At 40.2% G+C, this 23987-nt stretch carries 27 protein-coding genes and 1 riboswitch; of the genes, 17 read left to right on the top strand and 10 right to left on the bottom strand.

The window, feature by feature from the left end; all coding sequences use genetic code 11:
• Nucleotides 1–6: 6 nt before the first annotated feature.
• From G6R08_RS03760 to G6R08_RS03740, 5 genes are all read left to right on the top strand, one after another.
• The gene (locus G6R08_RS03760) at nt 7–1422 is read left to right on the top strand and encodes a bifunctional metallophosphatase/5'-nucleotidase (protein ID WP_205439390.1); all 1416 of its coding nucleotides are present in this window, start codon (nt 7–9) and stop codon (nt 1420–1422) included.
• A 91-nt stretch (nt 1423–1513) separates the two neighbouring features.
• Nucleotides 1514–2272: a sporulation protein YunB gene (gene yunB, locus G6R08_RS03755; RefSeq protein WP_163526747.1), complete on the top strand. Its 759-nt coding sequence runs from the start codon at nt 1514–1516 to the stop codon at nt 2270–2272.
• Nucleotides 2273–2326: 54 nt separating this feature from the next.
• Nucleotides 2327–2511, top strand: a riboswitch (Lysine riboswitch).
• A 159-nt stretch (nt 2512–2670) separates the two neighbouring features.
• Nucleotides 2671–4233, top strand: a complete 1563-nt coding sequence (locus tag G6R08_RS03750; protein WP_163526746.1) for a Na+/H+ antiporter NhaC family protein — start codon at nt 2671–2673, stop codon at nt 4231–4233.
• A gap of 237 nt (nt 4234–4470) precedes the next feature.
• Nucleotides 4471–6000 (top strand): sodium-dependent transporter, encoded by a 1530-nt coding sequence (locus G6R08_RS03745; protein ID WP_163526745.1) that lies wholly within the window; start codon nt 4471–4473, stop codon nt 5998–6000.
• The gene (locus G6R08_RS03740; protein WP_163526744.1) at nt 6000–6098 is read left to right on the top strand and encodes a methionine/alanine import family NSS transporter small subunit; all 99 of its coding nucleotides are present in this window, start codon (nt 6000–6002) and stop codon (nt 6096–6098) included. Before G6R08_RS03745 ends, G6R08_RS03740 begins: the two co-directional genes overlap by 1 nt.
• A 56-nt stretch (nt 6099–6154) precedes the next feature.
• Here the strand turns inward: G6R08_RS03740 and G6R08_RS03735 are convergent, their stop codons facing one another.
• Together G6R08_RS03735 and G6R08_RS03730 are read right to left on the bottom strand one after the other, a co-directional pair.
• Nucleotides 6155–7054: a M23 family metallopeptidase gene (locus G6R08_RS03735; RefSeq protein WP_205439454.1), complete on the bottom strand. Its 900-nt coding sequence runs from the start codon at nt 7052–7054 to the stop codon at nt 6155–6157.
• A gap of 128 nt (nt 7055–7182) precedes the next feature.
• On the bottom strand, nt 7183–7773 hold the full coding sequence (locus G6R08_RS03730) for a YhcN/YlaJ family sporulation lipoprotein (RefSeq protein WP_163526742.1): 591 nt from the start codon (nt 7771–7773) through the stop codon (nt 7183–7185).
• Nucleotides 7774–7886: 113 nt separating this feature from the next.
• Here G6R08_RS03730 and G6R08_RS03725 point away from each other — a divergent pair, with 113 nt between their 5' ends.
• Nucleotides 7887–8186, top strand: a complete 300-nt coding sequence (locus G6R08_RS03725; RefSeq protein WP_079526925.1) for a YutD family protein — start codon at nt 7887–7889, stop codon at nt 8184–8186.
• A gap of 77 nt (nt 8187–8263) precedes the next feature.
• Here G6R08_RS03725 and G6R08_RS03720 read toward each other — a convergent pair whose 3' ends face one another.
• Together G6R08_RS03720 and glpX are read right to left on the bottom strand one after the other, a co-directional pair.
• Nucleotides 8264–8530 carry a DUF3055 domain-containing protein gene (locus tag G6R08_RS03720; RefSeq protein WP_163526741.1) on the bottom strand — a complete coding sequence of 89 codons (267 nt, stop codon included), beginning with the start codon at nt 8528–8530 and terminating at the stop codon, nt 8264–8266.
• 11 nt (nt 8531–8541) lie between these two features.
• Nucleotides 8542–9513, bottom strand: coding sequence for a class II fructose-bisphosphatase (gene glpX, locus G6R08_RS03715; protein WP_163526740.1), 972 nt, complete (start codon nt 9511–9513; stop codon nt 8542–8544).
• Between the two features lie 142 nt (nt 9514–9655).
• Between glpX and G6R08_RS03710 the strand changes: the two genes are divergently transcribed.
• Nucleotides 9656–10093 carry a DUF86 domain-containing protein gene (locus tag G6R08_RS03710; protein WP_163526739.1) on the top strand — a complete coding sequence of 146 codons (438 nt, stop codon included), beginning with the start codon at nt 9656–9658 and terminating at the stop codon, nt 10091–10093.
• Between the two features lie 44 nt (nt 10094–10137).
• On the top strand, nt 10138–10908 hold the full coding sequence (locus tag G6R08_RS03705) for a TIGR01457 family HAD-type hydrolase (protein ID WP_163526738.1): 771 nt from the start codon (nt 10138–10140) through the stop codon (nt 10906–10908).
• 455 nt (nt 10909–11363) lie between these two features.
• Here the strand turns inward: G6R08_RS03705 and G6R08_RS03700 are convergent, their stop codons facing one another.
• Both G6R08_RS03700 and G6R08_RS03695 read right to left on the bottom strand, forming a co-directional pair.
• Entirely contained in the window at nt 11364–12920 is a 1557-nt protein-coding gene (locus G6R08_RS03700; RefSeq protein WP_163526737.1) for a hypothetical protein, read from the bottom strand.
• A gap of 123 nt (nt 12921–13043) precedes the next feature.
• Nucleotides 13044–13556 carry a phosphatidylglycerophosphatase A family protein gene (locus G6R08_RS03695; protein WP_163526736.1) on the bottom strand — a complete coding sequence of 171 codons (513 nt, stop codon included), beginning with the start codon at nt 13554–13556 and terminating at the stop codon, nt 13044–13046.
• Between the two features lie 176 nt (nt 13557–13732).
• Here G6R08_RS03695 and G6R08_RS03690 point away from each other — a divergent pair, with 176 nt between their 5' ends.
• Entirely contained in the window at nt 13733–14698 is a 966-nt protein-coding gene (locus G6R08_RS03690) for a 2-hydroxyacid dehydrogenase (protein ID WP_163526735.1), read from the top strand.
• A gap of 107 nt (nt 14699–14805) precedes the next feature.
• Here the strand turns inward: G6R08_RS03690 and G6R08_RS03685 are convergent, their stop codons facing one another.
• Nucleotides 14806–15027 (bottom strand): NifU family protein, encoded by a 222-nt coding sequence (locus tag G6R08_RS03685; protein ID WP_163526734.1) that lies wholly within the window; start codon nt 15025–15027, stop codon nt 14806–14808.
• Nucleotides 15028–15193: 166 nt separating this feature from the next.
• On the opposite strand from G6R08_RS03685, the gene G6R08_RS03680 reads away from it, so the two are divergent.
• The 3 genes from G6R08_RS03680 to G6R08_RS03670 all read left to right on the top strand — a co-directional run bounded on the left by G6R08_RS03680 (nt 15194) and on the right by G6R08_RS03670 (nt 16353).
• Nucleotides 15194–15523, top strand: coding sequence for a YuzD family protein (locus tag G6R08_RS03680; protein WP_163526733.1), 330 nt, complete (start codon nt 15194–15196; stop codon nt 15521–15523).
• A gap of 95 nt (nt 15524–15618) precedes the next feature.
• Nucleotides 15619–15855, top strand: a complete 237-nt coding sequence (locus G6R08_RS03675) for a YuzB family protein (protein WP_079526908.1) — start codon at nt 15619–15621, stop codon at nt 15853–15855.
• A gap of 135 nt (nt 15856–15990) precedes the next feature.
• Complete coding sequence (locus tag G6R08_RS03670) at nt 15991–16353, top strand: HesB/IscA family protein (RefSeq protein WP_163526732.1); 363 nt, start codon at nt 15991–15993, stop codon at nt 16351–16353.
• 100 nt (nt 16354–16453) lie between these two features.
• Here G6R08_RS03670 and G6R08_RS03665 read toward each other — a convergent pair whose 3' ends face one another.
• Entirely contained in the window at nt 16454–17440 is a 987-nt protein-coding gene (locus G6R08_RS03665; protein ID WP_163526731.1) for an NAD(P)/FAD-dependent oxidoreductase, read from the bottom strand.
• A gap of 315 nt (nt 17441–17755) precedes the next feature.
• On the opposite strand from G6R08_RS03665, the gene G6R08_RS03660 reads away from it, so the two are divergent.
• The 3 genes from G6R08_RS03660 to G6R08_RS22230 all read left to right on the top strand — a co-directional run bounded on the left by G6R08_RS03660 (nt 17756) and on the right by G6R08_RS22230 (nt 20176).
• The gene (locus tag G6R08_RS03660; protein ID WP_163526730.1) at nt 17756–18976 is read left to right on the top strand and encodes an NAD(P)/FAD-dependent oxidoreductase; all 1221 of its coding nucleotides are present in this window, start codon (nt 17756–17758) and stop codon (nt 18974–18976) included.
• 110 nt (nt 18977–19086) lie between these two features.
• Nucleotides 19087–19404 carry a YuiB family protein gene (locus G6R08_RS03655; protein ID WP_176142419.1) on the top strand — a complete coding sequence of 106 codons (318 nt, stop codon included), beginning with the start codon at nt 19087–19089 and terminating at the stop codon, nt 19402–19404.
• An 82-nt stretch (nt 19405–19486) separates the two neighbouring features.
• Nucleotides 19487–20176, top strand: coding sequence for a 3D domain-containing protein (locus tag G6R08_RS22230; protein ID WP_420810415.1), 690 nt, complete (start codon nt 19487–19489; stop codon nt 20174–20176).
• 41 nt (nt 20177–20217) lie between these two features.
• Here G6R08_RS22230 and G6R08_RS03645 read toward each other — a convergent pair whose 3' ends face one another.
• Nucleotides 20218–20694, bottom strand: a complete 477-nt coding sequence (locus G6R08_RS03645) for a divergent PAP2 family protein (RefSeq protein WP_163526728.1) — start codon at nt 20692–20694, stop codon at nt 20218–20220.
• A gap of 161 nt (nt 20695–20855) precedes the next feature.
• On the opposite strand from G6R08_RS03645, the gene G6R08_RS03640 reads away from it, so the two are divergent.
• Nucleotides 20856–22343 (top strand): leucyl aminopeptidase, encoded by a 1488-nt coding sequence (locus G6R08_RS03640; protein WP_163526727.1) that lies wholly within the window; start codon nt 20856–20858, stop codon nt 22341–22343.
• Nucleotides 22344–22573: 230 nt separating this feature from the next.
• On the opposite strand, the gene deoD is transcribed toward G6R08_RS03640, so the two are convergent.
• Nucleotides 22574–23284 carry a purine-nucleoside phosphorylase gene (deoD, locus tag G6R08_RS03635; protein ID WP_163526726.1) on the bottom strand — a complete coding sequence of 237 codons (711 nt, stop codon included), beginning with the start codon at nt 23282–23284 and terminating at the stop codon, nt 22574–22576.
• A 212-nt stretch (nt 23285–23496) separates the two neighbouring features.
• Between deoD and G6R08_RS03630 the strand changes: the two genes are divergently transcribed.
• Nucleotides 23497–23985, top strand: coding sequence for a cation:proton antiporter regulatory subunit (locus G6R08_RS03630; RefSeq protein ID WP_079526891.1), 489 nt, complete (start codon nt 23497–23499; stop codon nt 23983–23985).
• Nucleotides 23986–23987 lie beyond the last annotated feature (2 nt).

The raw sequence follows: 23987 nt of genomic DNA, 5'->3' as shown, positions 1-23987 counted from the left end.
CTGATTATGAAGGAAAAAATCTTTTTATATTATACCAGCGATTTGCATAGTCACTTTGAGAATTGGCCTCAAATTGCAGGGTATTTTAATCAACGAAAAAAACTGCACCATATAAATGAGGAGAGCTTTTGGCTGCTGGATAATGGGGATCATGTTGATCGGTTCCACCCATTAACAGAAGGCTTAATGGGAAAAGGAAATGTTGAACTTCTTAACGAAGCAGGTTATAGTTTTGCAAACTTAGGAAATAACGAAGGAATCACCTTATCCTATGATGACTTGTATTCCTTATATGATAAAGCTAATTTTGATATTGTTTGTGCTAATCTAAAATCTCAAAAAACTGCTCAGCCTCATTGGTTGAAACCCTACAAAGTAGTCCAATCCAAACACGGGGTCAAGATCGGAGTGATAGGGCTTACGGCTCCTTTTGAGACCTTTTACAGGCTGCTTGGCTGGTCAATTGCTTCGCCTTTTGATGTATTAGATCAGCTCTTGGAAGAGGTTCAAGAACAAGCTGATATCGTCGTCCTTCTCTCTCACTTAGGCATGTATGATGATGAAGAGATCGCCAAACGTTATCGAGGAATTGATGTAATTATCGGAGGTCACACGCACCACCTCTTTCAAAACGGTGAGATAACAAATGAGTCTATATTAACAGCCGTCGGCAAACACGGTACCCATTTAGGTGAAGTGCTAATTGAGTGGGATCATGGGACACAGTCGATAACTAACAAAGAAGCTTACGCCGTGCCTACAGAAAATATGAAAAAAGATAACATGGTGACAAACCAGGTCGAAGATAAGAGGCGCCATGCGCTTGAACATCTTCAGACCCCTCTAGCCAGCATTGAGCAGCCGTTAAAGATTGCCTGGTTTAAGGAAACACCGCTTATGAAACAATTTACCGAAGAAATGCAAAACTGGACTAATGCAGATCTTGCTATGTTGAATTCCGGTGTATTATTGGATCATATTCATTCTGGAGTAATTACCTTGGAGGACATTCATAGAATTTGCCCTCACCCCATGAATCCATGCAAAGTTGAACTTTTTGGTGATGAGCTGCTGGAAGTGATTCGAGTCGCTCATACAAAAAAATTCACGGAAATTCGCCTAAAGGGTTTAGGTTTTAGAGGAGAAGTGATCGGTAAAATGGTGTTTTCAGGAGTAGAGATTGACACGGAAGAAGGATCTGATGGTGAAATTCATGTCCGTGACGTTCGTATGAATGGAAAGGCCATTGATAAGAAGAGGGCGTATTCATTGGGCACTGCTGACACCTTTACGTTTGGCAGACTTTTTCCTGAAATCGCCTATGCTAAAAATAAAAAATATTACATGCCAGAGCTGCTGCGCGATGTTCTTGCCCAGTCTCTCCGTTCATCGTGTAAAGAGGAACGGAGTACTCACTTCTAATTTGAATGATGGTAAAATGTGAAACAACTTTATAACTGGATGCTTAAACCCCTCCTCACCGACATATAGATAGTGCAGGAGGGGTTGTTCTATGAAAAAAAAGAAAGCAAATCCACCCTCAATTGGGAAGAGGATTCTTATTACTTTTATTTGTTTCCTGATTATTACCGGTTCGTGCCTATGGTTAATTGACAGAGGGATTACACCAGCAATCCAGGATATCGCAAATACGAAAGCTCATCAATTGGCGAGGGTTGCTATTAACGAAGCAGTGAGCAGGCAAATCTCTGAGGGTATAGATTACGACGACCTGGTGGAGATTGAAAAAGATAATGAAGGAAACATAGTTTCGATGGGATGGAATTCTCTCGTTGTAAACAAAGCTTTAAGGGACACCACTATGAGAGTACAGCATTTCCTTAGACGAATGGAACAAAACGATCTGCCCATGGATGTAACATTAAAAGCGGATCTTGAGCCGCAAGAAGGAGATCCAAGTGTAGAACCAGTGACTTTAATTCGAGTGCCAATCGGGCTGGCAACAAATAACACACTTCTATCAAACTTGGGCCCAAAGGTACCAGTCCAGTTGCAGGTTATTGGAGATGTTCAAACACAATTTAAAAATGAAATTACCGAATATGGAATTAACTCTGCACATTTTCAACTGTGGATTCATTATAAAGTTAGCTTGAGAGTGGTCATCCCATTTTCTTCAGAACCTACAGTAGTAACCAATAAAATTCCGATAGATACTCGCATGGTTATGGGTGAAGTACCTGAATTTTATAATGAAGATGGTAACAATGAGTCTCCGACGTTCTCCATCCCAATGGACCCCTTGCAATAAAGGAAGGTTCCTGATAAACTATGTGGGAACTGAATATGCGTGACCTTATCAGATCGGTGAGGTAGAGGCGCAGACTTTATTAGTATTCTGTGGGAGCATGACAACGAAGATCACACGAAGAAAGGGGAGTCCTGCCGAAGTTTATTGCAGCTGTCAATCTGCTTTAATCTGGTGTATATCTAAACAAGAAATACACTCTCATGCATGCTTTTATTGGTGTATGGGGCGCTACTGATCGAAATGGAGGATAATCAAGTTGCTAACAAGGCAATGATAGATTATTTTCTATCATTGTCTTTTTTGTGTTTTAATTGCTCTTTTACATTCCTCAATTTTTATCTCCAGTAGAATCCCGCAGTCACCGAATAACCATCTTAAGTTAAACGGAGGGGACGATTTTGGAAGGAACGATTTACTCACTAATTCCACCATTACTAATGCTTGTGCTTGTGATTGCAACGAGAAAGGTTATTTTATCATTAGCTGCAGGCATTCTTGTTGGGGCGTTTATGCTGACACAGTTAAATATAATGGAAGGAATACAAACGATTTGGAGCGTTTTCGCTTCGATTTTCTACAGCGAAGGAACCCTTAATACAGGAAATATTTATTTGTTGGCCTTTTTACTATTACTCGGAGTTGCCACAGCTTTTATGACAGCTTCCGGCAGTAGCAGAGCTTTTGGTAAATGGGCTGTAAACCGTATTACAACGCGAAGAGGGGCAAAGCTTGTACCTGTTTTGCTAGGAATAATTATTTTTATCGATGACTATTTTAACGCCCTTGCGGTAGGACAGGTAGCCAGGCCTGTTACAGACCGTCACAAGATTTCCAGGGCCAAATTGGCCTATTATATAGACTCCACTTCGGCACCGGTAACCGTTATTTCCCCCATTTCAAGCTGGGGCGCTTATATTATCGGTACAATAGGAAGCATCTTAGCTGCAAACGAAATTGCAGATTATCAAGCGTTCGAAGCTTTTGTCAGAATGATTCCTTATAACTTTTATGTGTTTGCGGCATTGCTTCTTGTTTTCCTAACCGTTTTTATGAAAGTAGACATTGGACCGATGCGTACTCATGAAAAAAGAGCGGTCCAAACAGGTGAACTCATTGACCCTGATAAGAAAAATGATGTTCCTGGAGACTTAAATGAGGAGTTTCAAGATCATAACCATGGAAAAATATCTCATCTCGTCTGGCCGATCACGGTGTTAATCGTGGGTACAGTTCTCTCCATGGTGATAACCGGAATAAGGAATTCATCAGAATCCGTGAACTTATTAAGTATATTTGCTAATACAAATGTGAATATTTCATTATTTATTGGTGGGTTATTATCGGTACTTTTAGCTGTAGCACTTTACTTTAAACAGCCTGAACCTAAATCAAGCATGAACCACGTATTTGTGGAAGGGATAAAAGCAATGCTGCCAGCTGTATATATCCTTCTTTTCGCCTGGATGATCGGAGACATCATCAATCAGCTTGGTACAGGTGAGTATCTGGTTGGTTTTGTGAACCAGGCATCGATTAATGTAGCTTTATTGCCGTTTCTATTCTTTATAGTTGCAGGATTCATGGCGTTAGCTACAGGAACGTCGTGGGGAACCTTTGGAATTATGCTGCCTATAGCAGGCCAAGTTGCTGCAGGAATTGACGTAAGTATAGTACTGCCTGCTTTATCAGCGGTGCTGGCAGGCTCTGTATTTGGAGACCATTGCTCTCCTATTTCGGACACAACCATCCTTTCATCAACCGGTGCTGGCTCCAATCATATTGATCATGTACTTACACAATTACCTTATGCCTTTATGGCAGCCTTTGCTGCTGGAGTTGGCTATTTATTGTTAGGTTTCACAGGACAATTGGTATGGGCATTCATAATTACAATTATCATCACCGCTGTAATAGCCGCTATTGTCCATTTCTATTTATCAAAAGACTATAGTGCTAGGTAAAATATACTTGTCTGAGAGGCGCTTTAAAGCGCCTCTCTTTTTTATTCCATTCACAATTAAAGGGCTTTTTAAGAAAATTGAATACCAAAATATTGCTTTGACATCTAATGAGCACTATGGTTATAATCTAAGTATAAATAATCAGAAAAAAAGAAAAATTGTAAAGATTCTCTTTTCCTTGCTTGTCACATAAAGTATAGAGAAAGGATTCTGATTATGAAAGGGAGGTCTTTTCACATGGAAAATCGATCACAATGGGGGTCAGGGGCAGGATTTTTATTTGCTGCCATGGGTTCGGAAATTGGTTTAGGGAACATCTGGCTTTTTCCCGCCACAGCTTACGAAAGTGGAGGCGGCGCATTTATTATTCCTTATCTGTTTGCATTATTAACGGCAGGGATACCGTTACTAATTTTGGAGTACACGATAGGTCATAAGTACCGTGGTTCAGCTCCTAAATCTCTAGGAAGGGTTAGAAAAGGATTCGAATGGATAGGCTGGTGGCAGGTAACGATTGCTTTCGTTATTTCTACTTATTACGCCGTGATTATTGCCTGGGCAATTATGTATGCATATTATTCTTTTGGTTTAACTTGGGGCGATGATCCTACCAGCTTTTTCGTAGGAGACTTTTTAACACTTACAGATCCAGGGACTTTCGGTGGTCTAGTTCCAAAAATTTTACTACCGCTGTTAATTGTCTGGGTTATTACATTGGGTGTTCTTTCTAAAGGTGTTAAGAAAGGTATTGAAAGAGCAAACAAAATCTTTATTCCTACTTTAGTTATCTTGTTTACGATTATGGTCATCAGAGCTGTGACTTTGGAAGGGGCTGCAGCAGGGCTATCAGCATTCTTTACACCTGATTGGTCTAGTATTGCCGACCCGCAGGTTTGGGTAGCAGCATACGGACAGATATTCTTCAGTTTATCAATTGCTTTTGCTATTATGGTGACTTATGCTTCCTATCTTCCTAAGAAATCTGATATAACGAACAATGCTTTTATCACTGGATTTGCAAACTCATCCTTTGAAATCCTGGCGGGGATTGGCGTTTTTGCCGCAATCGGTTTTATGGCATTTACCTATGATACAACCGTTAGTCAGCTAGCGGCTGAAAAGGGTGTTGGAGGAGTAGGACTTGCTTTCATGGTATTCCCGGAAATTGTCAGTCAAATTCCGGGGATTCCAAGAATTTTTGGTTTTCTATTCTTTGCGTCCTTAGTATTGGCAGGGTTGTCTTCACTCATTTCGATTACGGAGACATACGTTGCAGCTGTATCTGAAAAGTTCAATATCTCACGCGGCAAATCAATAGCGATTGGTGGAGGGCTTTCTGCTCTTATTTCTTTACTTTACGCTACGCGAGGTGGACTGAACCTTTTGGACACTGTAGACCATTTCATCAACTCCTACGGGGTAGCAATGGCCGGGCTGTTCGAAGTTGTGGCCTTAGCCTGGTTCGCTAAGGGACTTAAGGGTTTTCAAGCACATGCCAACGAAATTTCTGATATTAGATTAGGTACCTGGTGGCGAATTTGCCTTGGGATAATTACACCTGTAGTGCTTGGGTACATGCTTCTGCAAAACTTACGTGCGGAATTGTCAGCGGCATACGGAGGCTATCCAATTGATTTCTTATTTAACTTTGGATGGATCGTTGCCATTGGAGCCATTTTTGTGGGCGCATTAATGTCCATTAAAAAGTGGCCGAATAATGAACTGGAACAGCAGTCAAATGAAGAGAAAAAGGAGGTTGCTCGCTAATGGCTATCGTCATGTTTATTGTCACTATAGTTATAATTTGGGGCGGCCTGGCACTTAGTATAACGAATGCAGTGAAAAAGTCTAAATCTCAAAGTTAGAATAAAAAGACCCGGTGTCCCCTCACGAGGGGGCACGCGGGTCTTTTTGTAAAATTTTATTTTGAATTTCGAGCTATTTTCTCCCACTTCTTTAAATAAGGATAAGGGTCAAATGACCATTCATTTTCTCCATTATCTTTGTACATGCCGTAATGAAGGTGAGGAGGGAATTTTCCAGAGGTTCCTGGAGGTCCATAACCGGTAGCACCGACACTTCCAATTACATCTCCGGGCTTCACTACGTCCCCCACATCGACTCCATCTTTAAATCCATTTAAGTGGGCATAATAATGGTAAATATTATAAATATCTCTTATTCCAATTCTCCAACCCCCATATTTGTTCCAGCCTTTCATTTCAACGACACCGTAAGTGGTGGATTTTACAGGGACTCCATAGTTAGCAAAGATGTCCGTTCCCTCATGGATCCGTCTTCCGCCAAATCCACGTGCGTCTCCCCATGTGTTGTTATAACTGTAATTGGCTTCAAGAGGCAATGGGAAGTCTCGGTCTGTCAATGCTACAGTTTGGAACTTTTTAAATACTTCGGCCGTATTCATAATGGTTTGAACAGTTAAATCACGTTTATAATAATTCCATAGAGCTATTCTGATGTCATCTCTAGTTGTACCATAGGACTTTATATAGCTTCCTATGGACCAAAGGACGTCTTCATCGTTTGTTATATCAGCTTTCTTATCATCGTTTCCGCTGGCTCCCCATCCATTTGGAAAAAACAAAGAAGGTCCTTTAACTCCTTTCCAAAATAATGGATCAGGCTTAATTGCTGTTACTCTTTCCTCGGGAATTTCTTCGTTTACTTGTCGTTCATATTGGTCAATTGCAGCAAAGTAATACCAAGGGATATTGGTGACAGCAGAAGTTTTTTTGTAAAGAGACATACGTTCAGACTCTTCGCTTGCTGAAGCATTATACATAAAGAACAACTGACACATAGCTGTAATCACGATGGTTAAAAGTACTGTAGCACGAATGTTCATTTATATTCACCTTCAAATTAATTGGTACAGTTTAGCCTTTCTTACCTATCAGGCTCTTATGCTTGGTAAAGTTAGGGAAAGAGTTAAGAAGGATCAGTGTCAGTATTCTCTGCCTGATCTCCTTTACCTTGAGGAGCTTCCTTCATTTTTTGAATAATATTATCGATCACTTCATTATATTGATCATCATAAACTGTGGAGTTACTTAAGCTTTGAATATCGCCAAATGCAGAAGGGTTATCAGAGACATATACATGGTAAAAGCTTGGAACTAATGAGTAGGCTGTCTTTTTCACCATATCAGCTGATAGCTCTCGATCTTGACCTTCCGGAGCTTGATAAGCAACAAGAACTTCTTCATCAGTAACAAGAGTTGCTACGTCCTCAAATTCATCGTATTTGAGAATCATGCGTGAAATCATGTCAGCCACTTTTTCTTTATTAACTTTAAAGTTCTGATTTTGTTCCGCGTCCTGGTCAAGCTGATCTTTTTCATAACGAACGTAACCTACCTGTCCTTCCATGGGGCGGTCGTTATAGTCATCCATTTCATTTCGATGGAGTGCTTCATCCGTACCCTTGTCTCTTGCTTCTTCTTTCTGAGCTTCCGTACAACCTGCTAATAACAGGAAAGTCAGTCCCATTATAAGTGTAATTAATCTATAGTTTTTCATGTTAAATCCTCCTGTTGATATGACAACTTACTTTTAGGTTGGACTTTTTTTAAGGAATGATACAAAATTTTTACGGATGTATTGTCACCACTGTTTTTAAATATGGTACACTAATGACAAGGTATGAGGTGATCCGAGTGATTGAACTGTTTGGGAAAACATATGAAGTCGTTGAGAATTATCGAGATGGCTTTAATGAGGAAGAATTAGAAGGCCGTTTTAGTGATATTTTAAGTAAATATGATTTTATAGTAGGGGATTGGGGCTACGGTCAGCTTCGTCTTAAAGGTTTTTACGATGATCAAAATGCTAAAGCCACTTTTGAAACGAAAATAAGTACGCTTGAGGATTATTTATACGAATATTGTAACTTTGGCTGTGCTTACTTTGTGTTGAAAAAAGTAGTCAAGTAACTCAAAAAACCGGCAAGGTGTAGAAACCATGCCGGTTTTTTTATGAGGAACCTTCACAAAAAAACGGAAGGCTTTAATTAAATAAGCTCGTGTAATCGTGCTCTAAGTTCTTCTGCATAAATCTCATTAATTTGAAAAATATGTTCAAGATAGTTTGGTTTATCCAACTTTTCGTGATCTAAAAGGCCGAACCTATTTTTGTTTAGGTCTAAAACCATGGTTTGATCCGGGAAGTGATCTGTTCGAAGAAAGGCCAATTCGTATTGGTGTCCCCCGACGGTAAACGCAACAAAACGGGTTGTTACATTTTCCGTAACATCTTTCATGAGTTGATAATCACTCATAACGTCAGCTCCTATTTTTCAAACTTTAGATGTGGTTTATGATCCAGGTGATGGTTGGCTTTAATAAAGCGGACTGTTCGTGTTTTAGCACGCATGACAATCGAGTCCGTTTCAACCAGATCGCCTCCAAGAAATTTCACGCCATTTAACAGTTCACCTTCTGTCACACCTGTAGCGGCGAAAATTGCATCATCACCCCTGACAAGATCATTTAAGGTAAGGTGCTGAAGAGGATCTTCAAGTCCCATAGTCTGGCAGCGTTGTGCTTCTTCATCGTTTTGAGGGACAAGTCTAGCTTGCATATCACCGCCTAGGCTTTTGATGGCAGCTGCGGATATAACTCCTTCAGGTGCACCGCCAGTCCCTACGAAAAGGTCCACACCTGTTTGGGGCAGACATGTTGCAATCGAAGCACCAACATCTCCGTCTCCAAAAAGCTTAACACGAGCACCTTTTTTAATGACACGCTCGATAATTTCTTGATGACGCTCTCGTTCCTGAATGATAACGGTTAGATCTTCAATGCGTTTATTATTTGCTCTGGCAACGATATCAATAGTGCGTTCTATAGGATCGTCGATATGTATGAGACCTCTAGCCCTTTTTCCTGCGGCTATTTTGTCCATGTACATATCAGGAGCATGAAGCAAAGTACCGCGTTCCGCTGCTGCAATAACCGCCATGGCATTATTATGACCTTTTGCAACAATATTAGTACCTTCTAATGGATCAACAGCGATATCTACCTTAGGCCCTGTTTTATCTCCAAGCTCCTCACCAATGTAAAGCATAGGGGCTTCGTCTAATTCGCCTTCGCCAATGACAACAACCCCGTCCATTGAGACTGAATCAAACATCGTTCTCATTGCGGTTGTAGCAGCATCGTCGGCATTCATTTTATCGCCGCGGCCCATCCATTGTGCAGAAGCTATGGATGCTGCTTCTGTTACACGTACTAATTCTAATGCGAGTTCTCTATCCAATAAGTTCGCCTCCGATTCCTTTAATTCCACTATATACTATAGCAGAATTCGTATAAAAACGTAAATATACATCCTAATATCCTATGAAAAGACAATTGTGTTATTCTATTTAAGTGAAAGAGTGTTAGAAGGAGGAGTCATCATGTATTTTGTTGATCGGAAAAAAATTGAAGAGTTGTTGTTATATATGGAAACATTGCTAGAGGAACAAAAGAAGCATACATTCCAAACGTTTACCGACTATTTAAGTTTAGAAAGGCTGACACATCTTTGTGTGGAAATTATCATTGATGTGGGCAATCAAATGATTGATGGCTTTATCATGCGGGATCCTGGAAGCTATGAGGATATCATTGATATTTTAACCGATGAAAAAGTTCTTCCTGAAGAGGAATTAAGCGCCTATAAAGAAATAATTAAACTCCGTAAAATCGTTGTACAGCAGTACTTAACGGTTGATCATGAAGCGATCTTGCAAACTTGGGATCAAAACAGTGTGTCGCTTAATAATTTTCCGGATCGGGTTCGTAAGTATTTGACCGACGAGTTAGGTCCAGTAAGTGCTTTCTCAAAGGAGTAAAATGGGAAATATAAGAGTAAATTGAGAGAGCGGGTGTGAAATTAATGAAAAAGTACAAGGCTTATTTTATCGATTTAGATGGAACCATGTACAGAGGCAAAGATCCAATTCCTGGAGCTGCAGAGTTTGTTAAGTTTGTACAGGCGCAATCGATTCCTTTTATGTATTTGACAAACAATTCGTCGGCTAAACCAGAGCAGGTAGTGGAGAAGTTGATGAATATGGGCATCCCTGCTGCAGACGATCAAGTATTTACTTCAAGTCTTGCGACAGCAAAATATGTCACTTCTTTGCAGTCCGAGGCCAAGGTATATGTTATTGGAGAAGAAGGGCTTTATGATGCTCTAGAGAAAGAAGGGCACGAGGTCACTGATGATGGAGCGGATTATGTGATTGTAGGAATTGATCGTCACATTTCTTATGAAAAACTTGCTAAAGCCTGTCTAAATGTCCGAAACGGTGCGAAGTTAATAAGTACGAACAAGGATGCTGCCATCCCGACAGAGAGAGGAATGCTTCCTGGAAATGGAGCGATAACTTCTGTAGTAGCGGTCAGCACGGGGGTGGAACCAATTTTCGTTGGTAAACCGGAGGCTATTGCGATGGAGCAGGCTTTGAATAAAGTTGGCTTAGAAAAGAAGGATGTACTGATGGTCGGTGACAATTATGAAACAGATATTCTAGCTGGGATAAATGCTGGTCTGGATACATTAATGGTGGAGACTGGAGTTTCATCTTTTAAGGATATTCAACACTGCTTGAAACAGCCGACTTATAAAATGAAAGACTTATATGAATGGTTGAAAACATACTAAGATAAGTGAGGTTGGGACAAAAGTATTTTTATTAATTGAAAATCCGAACTAAGTAAACCTATAAATGGTGCATATAACCGCTACGAAAATATACTTCGCTTTCCGCGGGCGGCTGTTGAGCCTTCTTGTGCTGACGCACTGCGAGGTCTCATCTAGGCCTTTCCTCCCGCAGGAGTCTCCGTATATTTTCTCCGCATAAACGGCGCTTCGTTCGTCTTTTCACTTTAGAGATTTACTTATGTCCCAGTCTCACTATTTTTCTTTTAAGAGTTTTAGTGAGAAGTGAAAGAAAGCTCAACCAGCCTCTAGGATTTTTGAATCTATGGAGAACGCTTTCTGAGGTATCTTCGACTCGCTCTGTGCCAACAGGAGCCTCAGTATTTTGACTACGCTAATTGATCTATTCAGTATATCGTTTTTTTGGCATCATTGCTTTACTTATGTACAGCCTCATATTAGATAAGATAAGGGCCGAAAAATATAGTTACAAATAGAATGTGAACGCCGACAAAATAACTTAGACGTACTGTAATCGACCAATCTCTTGTGCTTATCTTCATAATTACATAAGTGATCAAAGCAAATATAAGTGTGTAGACAATGGAACTGCCTGTAAAGCTTAAATACTCAGGAGTACGTGATAATAAAGAAGGCGTATAAATACTATCTTTAAATACAATAGCAGCTCCCAGGTATATGCCGGCCCCTAAGAAAAATACCCATTCCCGATCTCTATCATAAGCTTTATTTGAGCTGAACATCATGACCGTAATGAAGAGTAAGGGCCAAATATACCAAATGATCCCCACAATAATTGCGAAAAAGCTATAAGAAAGCATCCCTAATGTTTTCCCTAACGCGCCCAGAAGGTATTTCCCTGATATCTGCTGAGCTTGCTCAATAATTTCAGGGTGGGAAGAGGCAAGCAGCAGGCGGTTTGTATCACCCTGCACATCCACCCAAATTACGGCTTCTTCATTGATTCGTTCTGGATTGGCGGACGAATTAGGCGTATTACTCAATCGTGTTGTGATTAGTTCATTTTGTTCATTGATTCTGGCTTCATAAATATTGAATTGCCCTTCTTCTCGGTAACCTGTTTTCGTAAGCCCATATCCTTTAAACAAAAGGAAAGTTTGACCATTTTTGGTTTTCATTTCGAAGTCTGACACCTCTGTCAATAGCTGATTGGACGCTGGGTCAGAAAAGGTAACTACTTCTAAATGCGGCTTTTCATTAAGGGGTTGTTTAGAGTAATAATAGTGTGAAACCGGTTTGCCAGACATACTTTGCTTCTGGAATGTTTGCAGAAACAGCGAATACTCTTGGTCTTCTATTGTGAACTGTATAGATTCCGCTACCTCAGATGGCTTTGTTTTGAATTGTGCTGCTGCCATTTTAGCAACCGTAGTATCTTTTATTTGATAAAAAGTAAGATCAGTCCCTGAAGTGTCTGTTTGCTGTGTCATCAAATAAATTTGTGAATCAGCTTCATACACACTGAATTCAACTTTGTCGCTTGCTAAGGTTAATAATGAAGAAGAAGCCTTTGTTGCTGGGTTCATTATAAAAATATCCGATCCTTGCCGGTAAATTATATTATCTTTGAGTGGGATAAACCGAGATGCGTCGGTAATCTTTTCTTTTGTCTTGCCATCATAGATCGCATAGTAATCAAAATAAAGTACGTGATCATTTTTTACATAGGTTTTTGTCCATTTATTATATGGGATATCATATGTATGTTCCGCAATGACTTGATGAGTGTCGTTAAGTATTTTCTGGTGTACCCCTTCTTTCGTTGCATATGAAATGGAAAGCTTTTCATTATCCGTTTCTGTTATGTGTGGTTCAATGTTTGAAGAGGCGTTTCCGAGTTCAATTTCCCGACTCCACTCTTCACTCGGAGGTACAGTTACTTCTTGGTAGTTTTCGATAAATAGGATAAAAACACCGGCCAAGACAATCAATAACGGGCCAATCCATATCCAACTTTTCTTAAAACGTGACATAACCCCATCCCTTTCAAAGTCATTATAACTACTATATTCTATATTACGAATAAAAAGGTCTAAGGTTTCAGAAAATTATTAAAAAAGCCACGCGCGGAGCGTGACTTTCTCTTCTTACTTTTCTTATTCTTCTTCTGCCTCGCCAACTGCACTGTGAGCGAGTCTGCTTGAAGCAGCCGCTGCAATGGCTCCGACGATGTCGTCTAAGAATGTATGACATGCCCCGGAAGATTTATCATTGAGTGCCTTAAGGATGCCAGGTTTCTGTTTATCTATATACCCGTAATTTGTGAAACCAATGGATCCATAAACATTTACAATAGAAAAGGCAATGATTTCATCCACTCCATATAATCCTTCATCCACTTCAATGGTGGATTGAAGCGGTTCCTCAAGCTTTTTTTGTTCAGCGAGCACATCAAGCTGGATCCCGGTGACGATCGCATTTTGTACTTCGCGTTTTTTAAGTACTTGATTTACGTTAAACCTACACTCCTCCATGGTTAGCTTTGGATGGTATTTCGATTGAAGGTAATGGACGAGTTCGGCCATATCGTCTACGGTTACACCTCTTTCAATCAACCATTCTCTTGCTTTTTTCTCTAATACAGACATTGTTCGATTTTCTCCACTCATGATTATCGACCTCCTTGCATGTAGTTAACGTACCATAATGTTTCTGTTTTATGGAAAAATGATCAAGCATACCTGCATTATATCAAAAATTTCTGTCTGGCATTCCATCATATGTTTTCCTGCTTATTTTCGTTTATAATATATTCTATAAGGATGTATGAAAGGGAGGGGATGTAGTGAAAAAACCTTACGTGTATATCACGAGGAAACTGCCGGAAGATGTGGTGGCTCCTTTTAGGGAAAAGTTAAACATTGATATGTGGCACAGTGCTGAAGAATCTGTTGATTATCCTAAGCTGCTGGAAGAATCCAAGAAGGCAGATGGATTAGTGACGATGCTGAGTGACCCCATCGATGAGGTGCTGCTGAACCAAACGGAAACATTGAAGGTTGTCGCTAATTTAGCGGTGGGTTTTGACAATATCGATATCGATGCAGCTAAAAAGAATGGCATCACGGTTACGAATACACCAGATGTTTTAACAGATACAACCGCTGATTTAACTTTTGCTCTGTTAATGGCAGCTGCAAGAAGACTCCTCGAAGCAGCGGATGTAATTAAACAAGGAAAGTGGGAGCATTGGTCACCACTGTTACTTGCGGGTACAGATATTCATCATAAGACAATAGGTATAGTCGGAATGGGACGAATAGGCGAAGTTGTGGCGAAAAGGGCTAATGGTTTCGATATGAATGTGCTCTATCATAATAGAACCCGAAAGCAAAAAGCTGAAGAGGAATTGGGACTTAACTATGTCAGTTTCGACCAGCTTATCCGCACGGCTGACTTTGTCGTTTCCTTAGTTCCGTTGACAAATGCAACATACCATTTGTTTAATGCTGATGTTTTTAGAAGTATGAAGTCTGAAGCAATTTTTATTAATGCTTCCAGAGGAAAAGTGATGGATGAAATGGCTCTTTATGAGGCAGTGAAGTCTGGTGAAATTAGGGGAGCAGGACTTGATGTATTTGAAGAGGAGCCGATTTCAGCGGATCATCCGCTTTTAACGCTTGAAGAAGTGATTTGTTTGCCTCATATTGGATCAGCGAGTCTCGAAACCAGATACAGAATGATGGAGTTGAGTCTTAAGAACACCCTCCACGTGTTAGAAGGGAAATGTCCGCTGACAGCAGTTGATTAGAAAAATAATGAAGTCCGCCCAGGCTGCTTGCATGGACGGACTTCATTAAAATGCGGTGTTCAACTTCAAAAGGTAGTTATCCTCCTTAGCTGACCCAGTCAATTCATTTAAAATACCTGTTCAACTTCATAAATTCCAGGGATTTCTTGAGAAAGTGCACGCTCAATTCCCGCTTTTAAAGTAATGGTAGAACTTGGGCAATTGCCGCATGCTCCCATTAAACGAAGACGGACAATGCCATCTTCAACGTCCACTAATTCTACATCTCCTCCATCACGCAGTAAAAATGGGCGAAGTTTATTTAGTACTTCTTGGACTTGTGTTTCCATGTTTGATCGTCCCCTTTCAATATGATCATTATAAAACGGAATGAACTAAAAATCTATGGATGTCTCTTCAAAATATGATTTAATTGAGAACTACTTTCATTTTATCTTTTTTATCTTCTTTTGTAAAATGGTTGTATATGACTAACATCGAGATGGAGGGGCTTAAATGAGTAATCAAAAGATTAACTTAACAGTATATGGCGCAGAGGAAAGGTGTGCCAGCTGTGTCAACGCACCAGGATCAAAAGAAACGTTTGAATGGCTGGAAGCAGCTATTACACGGAAGTATGGACAAGGGCATGTAGACTTTGCTTATGTGGATATCCACTCCGAGCACCATGATAAAACAGACCATGAATATGTGCAGCAAATCCTAAATGACGAGCTTTTCTATCCATTGATCATCGTAAACGGAGAAGTGGCTGGTGAGGGAATCCCGCGCTTAAAATCAGTTTATGGCGTGCTTGAGCAACATGGATTGCAAGAACTCTCTTAAGGCTTTATGAGTAAGTATGAGGGTGTCTTTTTACTGAATAATGTGGTAGGATAATATTCTAGTGGGGTTTCATCCAGGGTAAAGAGGTGAAGCGGATGAATCCAATTATTGAATTTTGCGTAAATAATTTAATCAGCGGGGCTGATGAAGCTATGGAAGAGCTTGAAAAAGACCCGGACCTTGATGTTATAGAATACGGTTGCCTTAGCCAGTGCGGCATTTGCTCTCAAGGATTGTATGCATTGGTAAATGGTGATCGCGTAATGGCAGACACACCTGAAGAGTTAGTACAAAATATTTATCAGCACCTGGAAGAAAATCCCCTGTTTTAAAGGTGTCATGCTGACTGTGAAAATCCTTTTATGACTTTTTTCATAAAAGGGTTTTTTGATAAAGTAGTGGATATTTGCTCAGGGTTGAGTTAATTTAGTATACTAGTTGTAAGGATATGAAAGGAGAGGCTCCAGATGATTCTTAATATCACGGAAGCAGCTAACCATCGAATCAGAGAAATGATGAAGGAAGAAGAATCGGGCGATGTACACCTTCGTTTTGGAATAAAGGGTGGAGGCTGTAGTGGATTGTCTTATGCGATGGGCTTCGAAGAGGAAATTAATGAAGAATTAGACAAGACTATGGTATTGGACGGCATCCCTGTCGTCATCCATAATCAAGATATTCCGATCATTGAAGGCACAACAATTGACTTCAAACAAAACATGATGGGCGGCGGTTTTACCATCGATAATCCGAACGCCATTGTATCGTGCGGCTGCGGATCTTCCTTTAAAACAGCAACAAATGCAGGGACACCGGACCCTAATTGCTAAAAGCTGATGATCCTTCTTTACGTTCTACGAATGTGAAGAAGGATTTTTTATGCAAAAAAGGCTAGGCTCAGTATCTGAGCCTAGCCTTTGTAATAAAACTTCAGGAAAACATGCTAGTAGAATGTTTAGGCTGGACCCGTGCTTTCGGGTCTAAATAAGCTTTAGCATTGTTTACCGCGGTCGGCCCTTCACCAAAACCAGAAGCAATCAGTTTCACTTTCCCTGGATAGGTGCAAATATCTCCTGCCGCATAAATCCCCTCAATATTTGTTTCCATTTTAGAGTTCACAACAATACTATTTTTCTCAATTTCCAGCTCCCAATTTTTAATGGGGCCTAAAGATGATATAAAACCATAATTTACGACTACTTCATCTACATCGATTGTTTCCACGCGGTCACCTTTAACTTCATGCAGCTCTACCTGGTTTATGCGATCTTCACCGATCATTTTTTCAGGGGTGAAGGGAGTCATCAATTTGACACTAGAGTTCATAAGCTGCTCAACACTGTGTTCGTGAGCGCGGAATTTATCACGACGATGGACTAATGAAACTTGTTTAGCTACAGGTTCAAGCATTAACGCCCAGTCCACGGCTGAATCGCCGCCGCCGCAAATCATGACATTTTTATCAGTGAAATGATTCATATCATTAACGTGATAGTGTAAGTTGGTCTGCTCAAACCGTTCTGTGTCGTCTATTTTAAGTCTTCTAGGCTGGAAAGCCCCATTGCCGGCAGTTACAATCAGTGTACGTGTATAATGTACTTCTGAATTCGTTGTCAGCTTGAAGGAGCCATCTTCAAGACGTTCTACCGTTTCAACTGCTTGATCCAAAGCAATCGCAGGATCAAATGCCATTGCTTGTTCTTCTAGATTATCAACAAGTTCCTGGGCCCGAACGCGTGGGAATCCGGCTACATCAAATATATATTTTTCAGGGTATAGTGCAGTAAGCTGCCCGCCCAAATGAGGTAAACTCTCTATTATCTTAACGCTTGCTTGACGCATGCCGCCATAGAATGCAGTAAATAAACCGACGGGGCCTCCGCCAATGATTGTTATATCATATACTTTATCATCCATTAAGTTTGCCTCCTTCTGATAAAAATTACACTTTTTCTATTCTATCATAAACTAAATTTTATTGGCATTTCTATTGATTTGTATGCAATATTATAAAGTCATAATAGTTAGGAAATTTCGGAAAATTACTCAAGGGTTGAAAATAGAAAAGAAAAGGTCTAAGATAAAAATTAGAAAACATTTTACGATTTTATGACAAAATTAAATAAGAATCGATGGGCTTTTTTTTATGTCGGATTGTGTGAAACGAGTCACAAAGGAATAATATTTAATAAGCCATTATGAGGTTAAAAAATTCGAGATGGAAGTGATATCATGAATAATCCTAATATCGTGATCATTGGAGCCGGGTACGGTGGAATTATGACAGCAGTTAAGCTGCAAAAAAGCTTAAACGTAAATGATGCGAACATTACGTTAGTGAACAAACATAGCTATCATTATCAAACGACTTGGCTTCATGAAAATGCAGCTGGAACTTTGCACCATGACCGGACGAGGATCCAAATTAACGATCTTATTGACACAAGCAAAATTAATTTTGTTCAGGACACTGTAACGAAAGTAAGACCCGATGAAAAGAAAGTCACACTGGAAAACGGTGAACTTTCTTATGACTATTTAGTAGTTGGGCTTGGCTTTGAAGCTGCAACATTCGGAATTTCTGGTCTTAAAGAGAATGCATTTACAATTAGCAGTATTAATAGTGCTCGTCTTATTCGTCAGCATATTGAATACAACTTTGCTAAGTACAACAATGAGGCGGACAAGAAGGAAGAGCGTTTAAATCTTGTTGTCGGCGGCGCCGGATTTACAGGGATTGAATTCGTGGGTGAGCTCGCAAACCGGGTTCCTGAACTTTGTAAGGAATACGATATTCCTCGTGAGAATGTGCGTATTATCAACGTTGAAGCTGCACCTACTGCGCTTCCAGGTTTTGATCCTGAATTAGTAGAATATGCAATGAACTCCCTTGAAGCACGCGGTGTAGAATTTAAAATCGGTGCGATGATCAAGGAAGTCACTGAAGATAAGCTGATATTTGAAAAAGATGAAAAGCGCGAAGAGATTGCTACCAACACGGTTGTATGGGCAGCAGGGGTTCAAGGTAACTCCTTAATTGTTGACGCTGGTTTTGAAACAAATCGTGGTCGTATTCCAGTACGTGATGATTTACGTGCTCCTAATTATGATGATGTCTTCATCGTTGGCGACTGTGCGTTAATTATGAACGAGGAAACGGAGCGTCCATACCCTCCGACAGCACAAATTGCAATTCAAATGGCTGAACACACAGCAGCGAGCCTTACGAAATTAGTTCAAGGCGATAACCATTTAGAGTCGTTTACTCCTAAGCTCCAGGGTACGGTTGCTTCACTTGGGCACAGTGATGCGATAGGTGTTGTGTTCGACGATAAGAAGTTATTTGGATGGTCTGCCTCAGCAATGAAGAAAGTGATTGATAATCGCTATCTCCTTAAACTGGGCGGAATCGGACTTCTCCTTAAAAAAGGAAAGCTTAATTTCTTTAAATAAGTTTGATAAATACAAGCAAAGGCAGGTTAACTGTCTTTGCTTTTTTAAAGGCGAGAATATATAATTTTTATGCACGATCGCTCTTGCGCTTTTAATTAGGGGGATTTATTTTGAATATTGTTCAGTTTGTTGTGTCTATGCTATTGTTTTTTGTACTATTCTTTGGGATTTCTTTTTTGATTAACATGATTTTACGATCTTCCTGGATTATGGCCATTGTATATCCTGCCATTGTCTTACTCATCGTAGATAATTTTGAAATGAGTCGATATTTTACTGAAACTTCCGCAGCTTTTGGAACTGTTTTTGATCAAATCGTTCATCTTCAAGCTGTTGATATTACTATTCTTCTTTGCGGTTTTGCTGGAACCATTGGAGCGGGTATAGTTATCAAATTACTTAGAAAACACGGATATCAAATGTTTTAATCCACACACCACGGCGTCTTTGATGAATGCCGTGGTGTTGTATATTTCAGGTAAATGTTGGACATGATGACATCGTGAGGTGATAATCATGAGAAAATATTTACGGACTCTTTTTTTCGCAGCAATATTTGCGACTGCTGTTTATTTTACCTGGGTGAACATTACTAATATTACACTTAAAGATGTAGATAACTGGTTATCTAGTAATAATGACAAGGTCTCTGCATTGACGATTAATGCTTTTGAGGATAGAGAAACAGGGCTTGAAACAAAATCTCTTAATGTAAAAAAGGCACAACAACGCTATGTTTCAACTTCTACTGTGGAAGCACCTGCCTCTCTTCAGGAAGCGATAAATTTATCTCAGTATCCCAGTCACACAGTAGTTGCGACAGGCTATACAGCTGGGTATGAATCAACAGGAAAAACACCAGAGCATCCTCAGTTCGGAATTACTTTTTCCGGCGTTACCGTAAAGAGAGACTTATATTCTACCATTGCTGCAGATTTATCTGTATATCCAATAGGAACGATTTTATTTATCCCTGAATACGGCTATGGAGTTGTAGCAGATAAAGGTTCTGCTATTAACGGAAACGAGATTGATTTATATTACCCGACAGTGGATGATGTATATGAGCACTGGGGTAAGAAAAAGGTCGATGTGTATGTCATTAAAGAAGGCGATGGCACCCTTACAGAAAGGGATTTAACCCAGCTTAATAAAAATGAAGCCCTGCAAGTATTCAGAACACAGATTCTTGACGAATAAAATGAAACCGGATCCGACTAAATCGGATCCGGTTTTTTACGTTAATAGACTAATACATTCAACACCAAGGTTAAACCAATACCAGTGATTGCTCCAAAAAAGACCTCAATCGGCCTGTGGCCCAGCAATTCTTTCAGCTCTTCACGTTTTTGAAACTCTTCTTTATTTCCCCATTCTTTCGCTTCACCAACGAAACGATGAAAATCATTTAATAAAATATTTAACATAATAGCTTGTTCACCTGTTTGCCTTCGAACTCCTGTAGAATCAAACATGACGATAATTGAAAACACACAAGCAACAGCGAAGATCGAGGAATCAAAACCCTGGTCGAGCCCGACACCCGTTGCTAAAGCCGTGACAGCAGCTGAATGACTGCTCGGCATTCCACCAGTGCTGAACGCAAGGCCTCCATCAAATTTGCGAGAGGCGATAAATTGAATGGGAACCTTAATGATTTGTGCAAAAATTATGGCGGCGAGTGCCGCCCAAAGAGGGAAATTTTGTAGTAAATTCATACGGCCAAAAGACATCCTTTCCTTCATTATGCCTGTAAAGGAATATAGGTTTCGATAGATCTTAAATGTATTGTATCATATGATTCTTCCCTGAGTCCTTCTAAAAGTTGTGGCAGCAACCTGACAGTTTTTTTAGTATACTGACAATGGAGGTGTTAACCATGTTCAACATTCAAAAAGATTTGTTTAGCCAGAATCACACACTTATTGTCGGTTTATATGAGGGAGATATTGATCAACAAATGATTTATCAGACACTAGATGATCACTCCTCCGGCCAGATTGCTGTGTATACTAAGGAGGGAGATCTATCCCCGGAGTATAAAGAAGTTTCAAAATATCTGCCTTCCGGCCAGTTTCCTCTAAAGCGGATTTATTTTTTGGGGTTAGGCGACAATAAACAACTTACAAGAAAACGGCTTAAGAGTGCTTTTGGAAAGTTATTTAAGGAGCTGCAATCTGACAACATCACCGAAGTGTCCATAGCTCTTGATAGTTTCCTATCAGACAACCTTAAGGGTAATGATTGCGCTCAACTTATTACTGAATCAATGGGCACAGCGACTTATCAACTTGTTCATTATAAAAGCGATCAACCTAAAAAACTATCAATGATTGACTCACTTACTTTAATTTCAAATGATCAAGAGGAAGACCTACTAAGTTCGTTAGAAAAAGGATACTCCTTCAGCCACGGTGTGAACACAGCTAGGCATTTAGTGCATCTTCCTGCCAACATGCTGACATCCACCAATATGGCAAAACATGCTGTGAGTATGGCTGACAGTTATGATTTTGCAGTGGAAATTCTTGATAAGAATCAAATGGAAGAGCTGGGCATGGGGGCGTTGCTCGCTGTCAATCAGGGTTCCGTAGAGCCTCCGAAGATGATTGTATTGAAATATCAGGGGCTGGAGAAATGGGGTGATGTTACGGCCCTAGTTGGTAAAGGGATTACATATGACACTGGTGGTTATTCAATCAAGACGAAAACGGGCATGCCAGGGATGAAAGGGGATATGGGTGGAGCAGCAGCTGTACTTGGGGCAATGGATATTATTGGCCGTTTAAAGCCCAAGCAAAATGTATTAGCTGTTATCCCTTCCTCTGACAACATGATTTCCGGTGCAGCATTTAAACCAGATGATGTAATTACATCTTTGAGTGGTCGTACAATTGAAGTGCTAAATACCGATGCGGAAGGTAGATTGGCCCTTGCCGATGGAGTAACCTACGCCAAACAACTGGGTGCTGAACGTATTATCAACGTAGCTACCTTAACAGGTGGTGTTGTTACAGCATTAGGTTCATGGATGACAGGTGCTATGACGAATAACAAAGATTTTTTCGAAGCAGTGCAGAAGAGCAGTGAAGCTGTGGATGAGCCAATTTGGCAGCTTCCCTATAACGAGGATTATCAGGAGCAAGTTAGAAAGAGCTCGATTGCTGACTTAAATAATTCTCCTACACGCAAAGCCCATCCCATTATGGGTGGAGCTTTTGTCGGGGAGTTTGCAGAAGAAACCCCGTGGGTGCACTTAGATATTGCTGGAACGTCAATGGCGGAAGCATCCCATGACTTAGGTCCTAAAGGTCCAACAGGTGTGATGGCTCGGACTTTGTCTCAATACATTCTAACAAGATCTTGACAGCTTTTCTGATTCTTTTATGAAGCAATCTAAGGGTCATAATTCAGGTTGCTTTTTTACTGAGTGCAAAAATGATCGATTAATTATAGGCATTGGCACTGAGCAAAATCAGGCAAGTGTATAGAATAGAGGGTAAGGTTAAGGGGTAGCTTTAATATCCAGAATGGAGACCAATTTTGGATCAAAAAAAGCCCGCACAGTAGCGGGCTTTTAAATTCAAGTGGTAGGAGTTAGTCTTCAATGGCTGCGTCTAATGCTACTTCAATCATGTCATTAAAAGTGGTCTGACGTTCCTCAGAAGACGTTTCTTCGCCAGTTAAAATGTGATCACTAACGGTAAGTACAGAAAGCGCCTGGCGGTTGTATTTGGCCGCAAGTGTGTATAATGCGGTTGTTTCCATTTCCACTGCTAATACATTGTATTTAGCTAATAAGTTGAAAAGGTCCATGGCATTATCACGGTAAAAACTGTCGCTTGTGAAAACATTCCCGACACGTAGTTTTAGGCCTTTATCAATACCGGCATCATAAGCGTTTTTCAATAGACCGAAGTCAGCTGTCGGTGCGAAGTCAATGTGGTCAAATACCATACGATTCATTTGTGAGTCAGTAGTTGATGTTGAGGCTAAAATAACATCACGTACTTTAACATCTTTTTGTAGGGCTCCACACGTACCCACACGGATGAGTTTCTGAACATCGTAGCTTTCCATCAATTCATTAATATAGATTGAAATGGATGGAACACCCATCCCAGTTCCTTGAACAGAAATACGTTCACCTTTATATGTTCCTGTGTAGCCATACATGCCGCGGACTTCGTTGTAGCATGTTGCATCATCCAGGAAATTCTCAGCAATATATTTTGCTCTTAGGGGATCTCCAGGTAATAGAATTTTATCGGCAATTTCTCCAGGTTTGGCACCAATATGTACACTCATTGGTATAACCTCCTCTTAGACATTTAACACTATTTAAAATTACCACAGACGAAACTAGAAAACAAACTCGGGTGTAGATTGACAGCTCAACTCCTGATAGTATAACAATGTAACCGATTAGAGCTAATTTGGTTTTTAGTACTAATGAAGCCGTCATAACGTGTGATACTAATGAGGCTAGGTCAAAGAAGAAAAAGGAGTGGATCGTAAAAATGAATATTTCTGTTTCGCAGTTACCAGGTATTGGTCAAAAAATTACCTTAAAGACAGCTGAGGACAGTATGCTTGTATTGATCGTACATCATACAGGCAAGCGGGAGCTTTATTTTTTTGAAGAGGCTGACAGTGAAGAAGCAGACTTTGCTATGGATTTGACATCGGACGAAACGAGAGAGCTTGGCGCCCAGCTGCTTGGTGCTACTTATCAGCCGGTCGATGCCAATAAATTAAAGATGTTCAAGAATCAGATTGTAATCGATTGGATCGAATTAAAAGAGGCTTCTCCTATTACCGAACAAACCATTGAGGAGTCTGAAATCAGAAATAGGACAGGAGTCACAATCATTGGTATCATTAAAGGAGACGAAACCATTGCTATTCCAGAGGCAGACACAAAACTGTTACCAGGGGATGTCATTATGACGATTGGTAAACAGGAGCAGATTGACAGCTTCTCTGAATTGTGCAGTGGAAAGGGATGATG

The sequence above is a fragment of the Halobacillus ihumii genome (assembly GCF_902726645.1).
Classification (GTDB): domain Bacteria; phylum Bacillota; class Bacilli; order Bacillales; family Halobacillaceae; genus Halobacillus_A; species Halobacillus_A ihumii.
Note: the sequence above shows the minus strand (reverse complement) of the source record. Positions and strands in the feature narration are given on the sequence as shown.

Coding starts and splice junctions, on each gene's coding strand:
- G6R08_RS03760 (WP_205439390.1), top strand. CDS start 7: ATGAAGGAAAAAATCTTTTTATATTATACCAGCGATTTGCATAGTCAC.
- yunB (WP_163526747.1), top strand. CDS start 1,514: ATGAAAAAAAAGAAAGCAAATCCACCCTCAATTGGGAAGAGGATTCTT.
- G6R08_RS03745 (WP_163526745.1), top strand. CDS start 4,471: ATGGAAAATCGATCACAATGGGGGTCAGGGGCAGGATTTTTATTTGCT.
- G6R08_RS03740 (WP_163526744.1), top strand. CDS start 6,000: ATGGCTATCGTCATGTTTATTGTCACTATAGTTATAATTTGGGGCGGC.
- G6R08_RS03735 (WP_205439454.1), bottom strand. CDS start 7,054: ATGTGTCAGTTGTTCTTTATGTATAATGCTTCAGCAAGCGAAGAGTCT.
- G6R08_RS03730 (WP_163526742.1), bottom strand. CDS start 7,773: ATGAAAAACTATAGATTAATTACACTTATAATGGGACTGACTTTCCTG.
- G6R08_RS03725 (WP_079526925.1), top strand. CDS start 7,887: ATGACAAGGTATGAGGTGATCCGAGTGATTGAACTGTTTGGGAAAACA.
- G6R08_RS03720 (WP_163526741.1), bottom strand. CDS start 8,530: ATGAGTGATTATCAACTCATGAAAGATGTTACGGAAAATGTAACAACC.
- G6R08_RS03710 (WP_163526739.1), top strand. CDS start 9,656: ATGTATTTTGTTGATCGGAAAAAAATTGAAGAGTTGTTGTTATATATG.
- G6R08_RS03705 (WP_163526738.1), top strand. CDS start 10,138: ATGAAAAAGTACAAGGCTTATTTTATCGATTTAGATGGAACCATGTAC.
- G6R08_RS03700 (WP_163526737.1), bottom strand. CDS start 12,920: ATGTCACGTTTTAAGAAAAGTTGGATATGGATTGGCCCGTTATTGATT.
- G6R08_RS03695 (WP_163526736.1), bottom strand. CDS start 13,556: ATGAGTGGAGAAAATCGAACAATGTCTGTATTAGAGAAAAAAGCAAGA.
- G6R08_RS03685 (WP_163526734.1), bottom strand. CDS start 15,027: ATGGAAACACAAGTCCAAGAAGTACTAAATAAACTTCGCCCATTTTTA.
- G6R08_RS03680 (WP_163526733.1), top strand. CDS start 15,194: ATGAGTAATCAAAAGATTAACTTAACAGTATATGGCGCAGAGGAAAGG.
- G6R08_RS03675 (WP_079526908.1), top strand. CDS start 15,619: ATGAATCCAATTATTGAATTTTGCGTAAATAATTTAATCAGCGGGGCT.
- G6R08_RS03670 (WP_163526732.1), top strand. CDS start 15,991: ATGATTCTTAATATCACGGAAGCAGCTAACCATCGAATCAGAGAAATG.
- G6R08_RS03665 (WP_163526731.1), bottom strand. CDS start 17,440: ATGGATGATAAAGTATATGATATAACAATCATTGGCGGAGGCCCCGTC.
- G6R08_RS03660 (WP_163526730.1), top strand. CDS start 17,756: ATGAATAATCCTAATATCGTGATCATTGGAGCCGGGTACGGTGGAATT.
- G6R08_RS03645 (WP_163526728.1), bottom strand. CDS start 20,694: ATGAATTTACTACAAAATTTCCCTCTTTGGGCGGCACTCGCCGCCATA.
- G6R08_RS03640 (WP_163526727.1), top strand. CDS start 20,856: ATGTTCAACATTCAAAAAGATTTGTTTAGCCAGAATCACACACTTATT.
- deoD (WP_163526726.1), bottom strand. CDS start 23,284: ATGAGTGTACATATTGGTGCCAAACCTGGAGAAATTGCCGATAAAATT.
- G6R08_RS03630 (WP_079526891.1), top strand. CDS start 23,497: ATGAATATTTCTGTTTCGCAGTTACCAGGTATTGGTCAAAAAATTACC.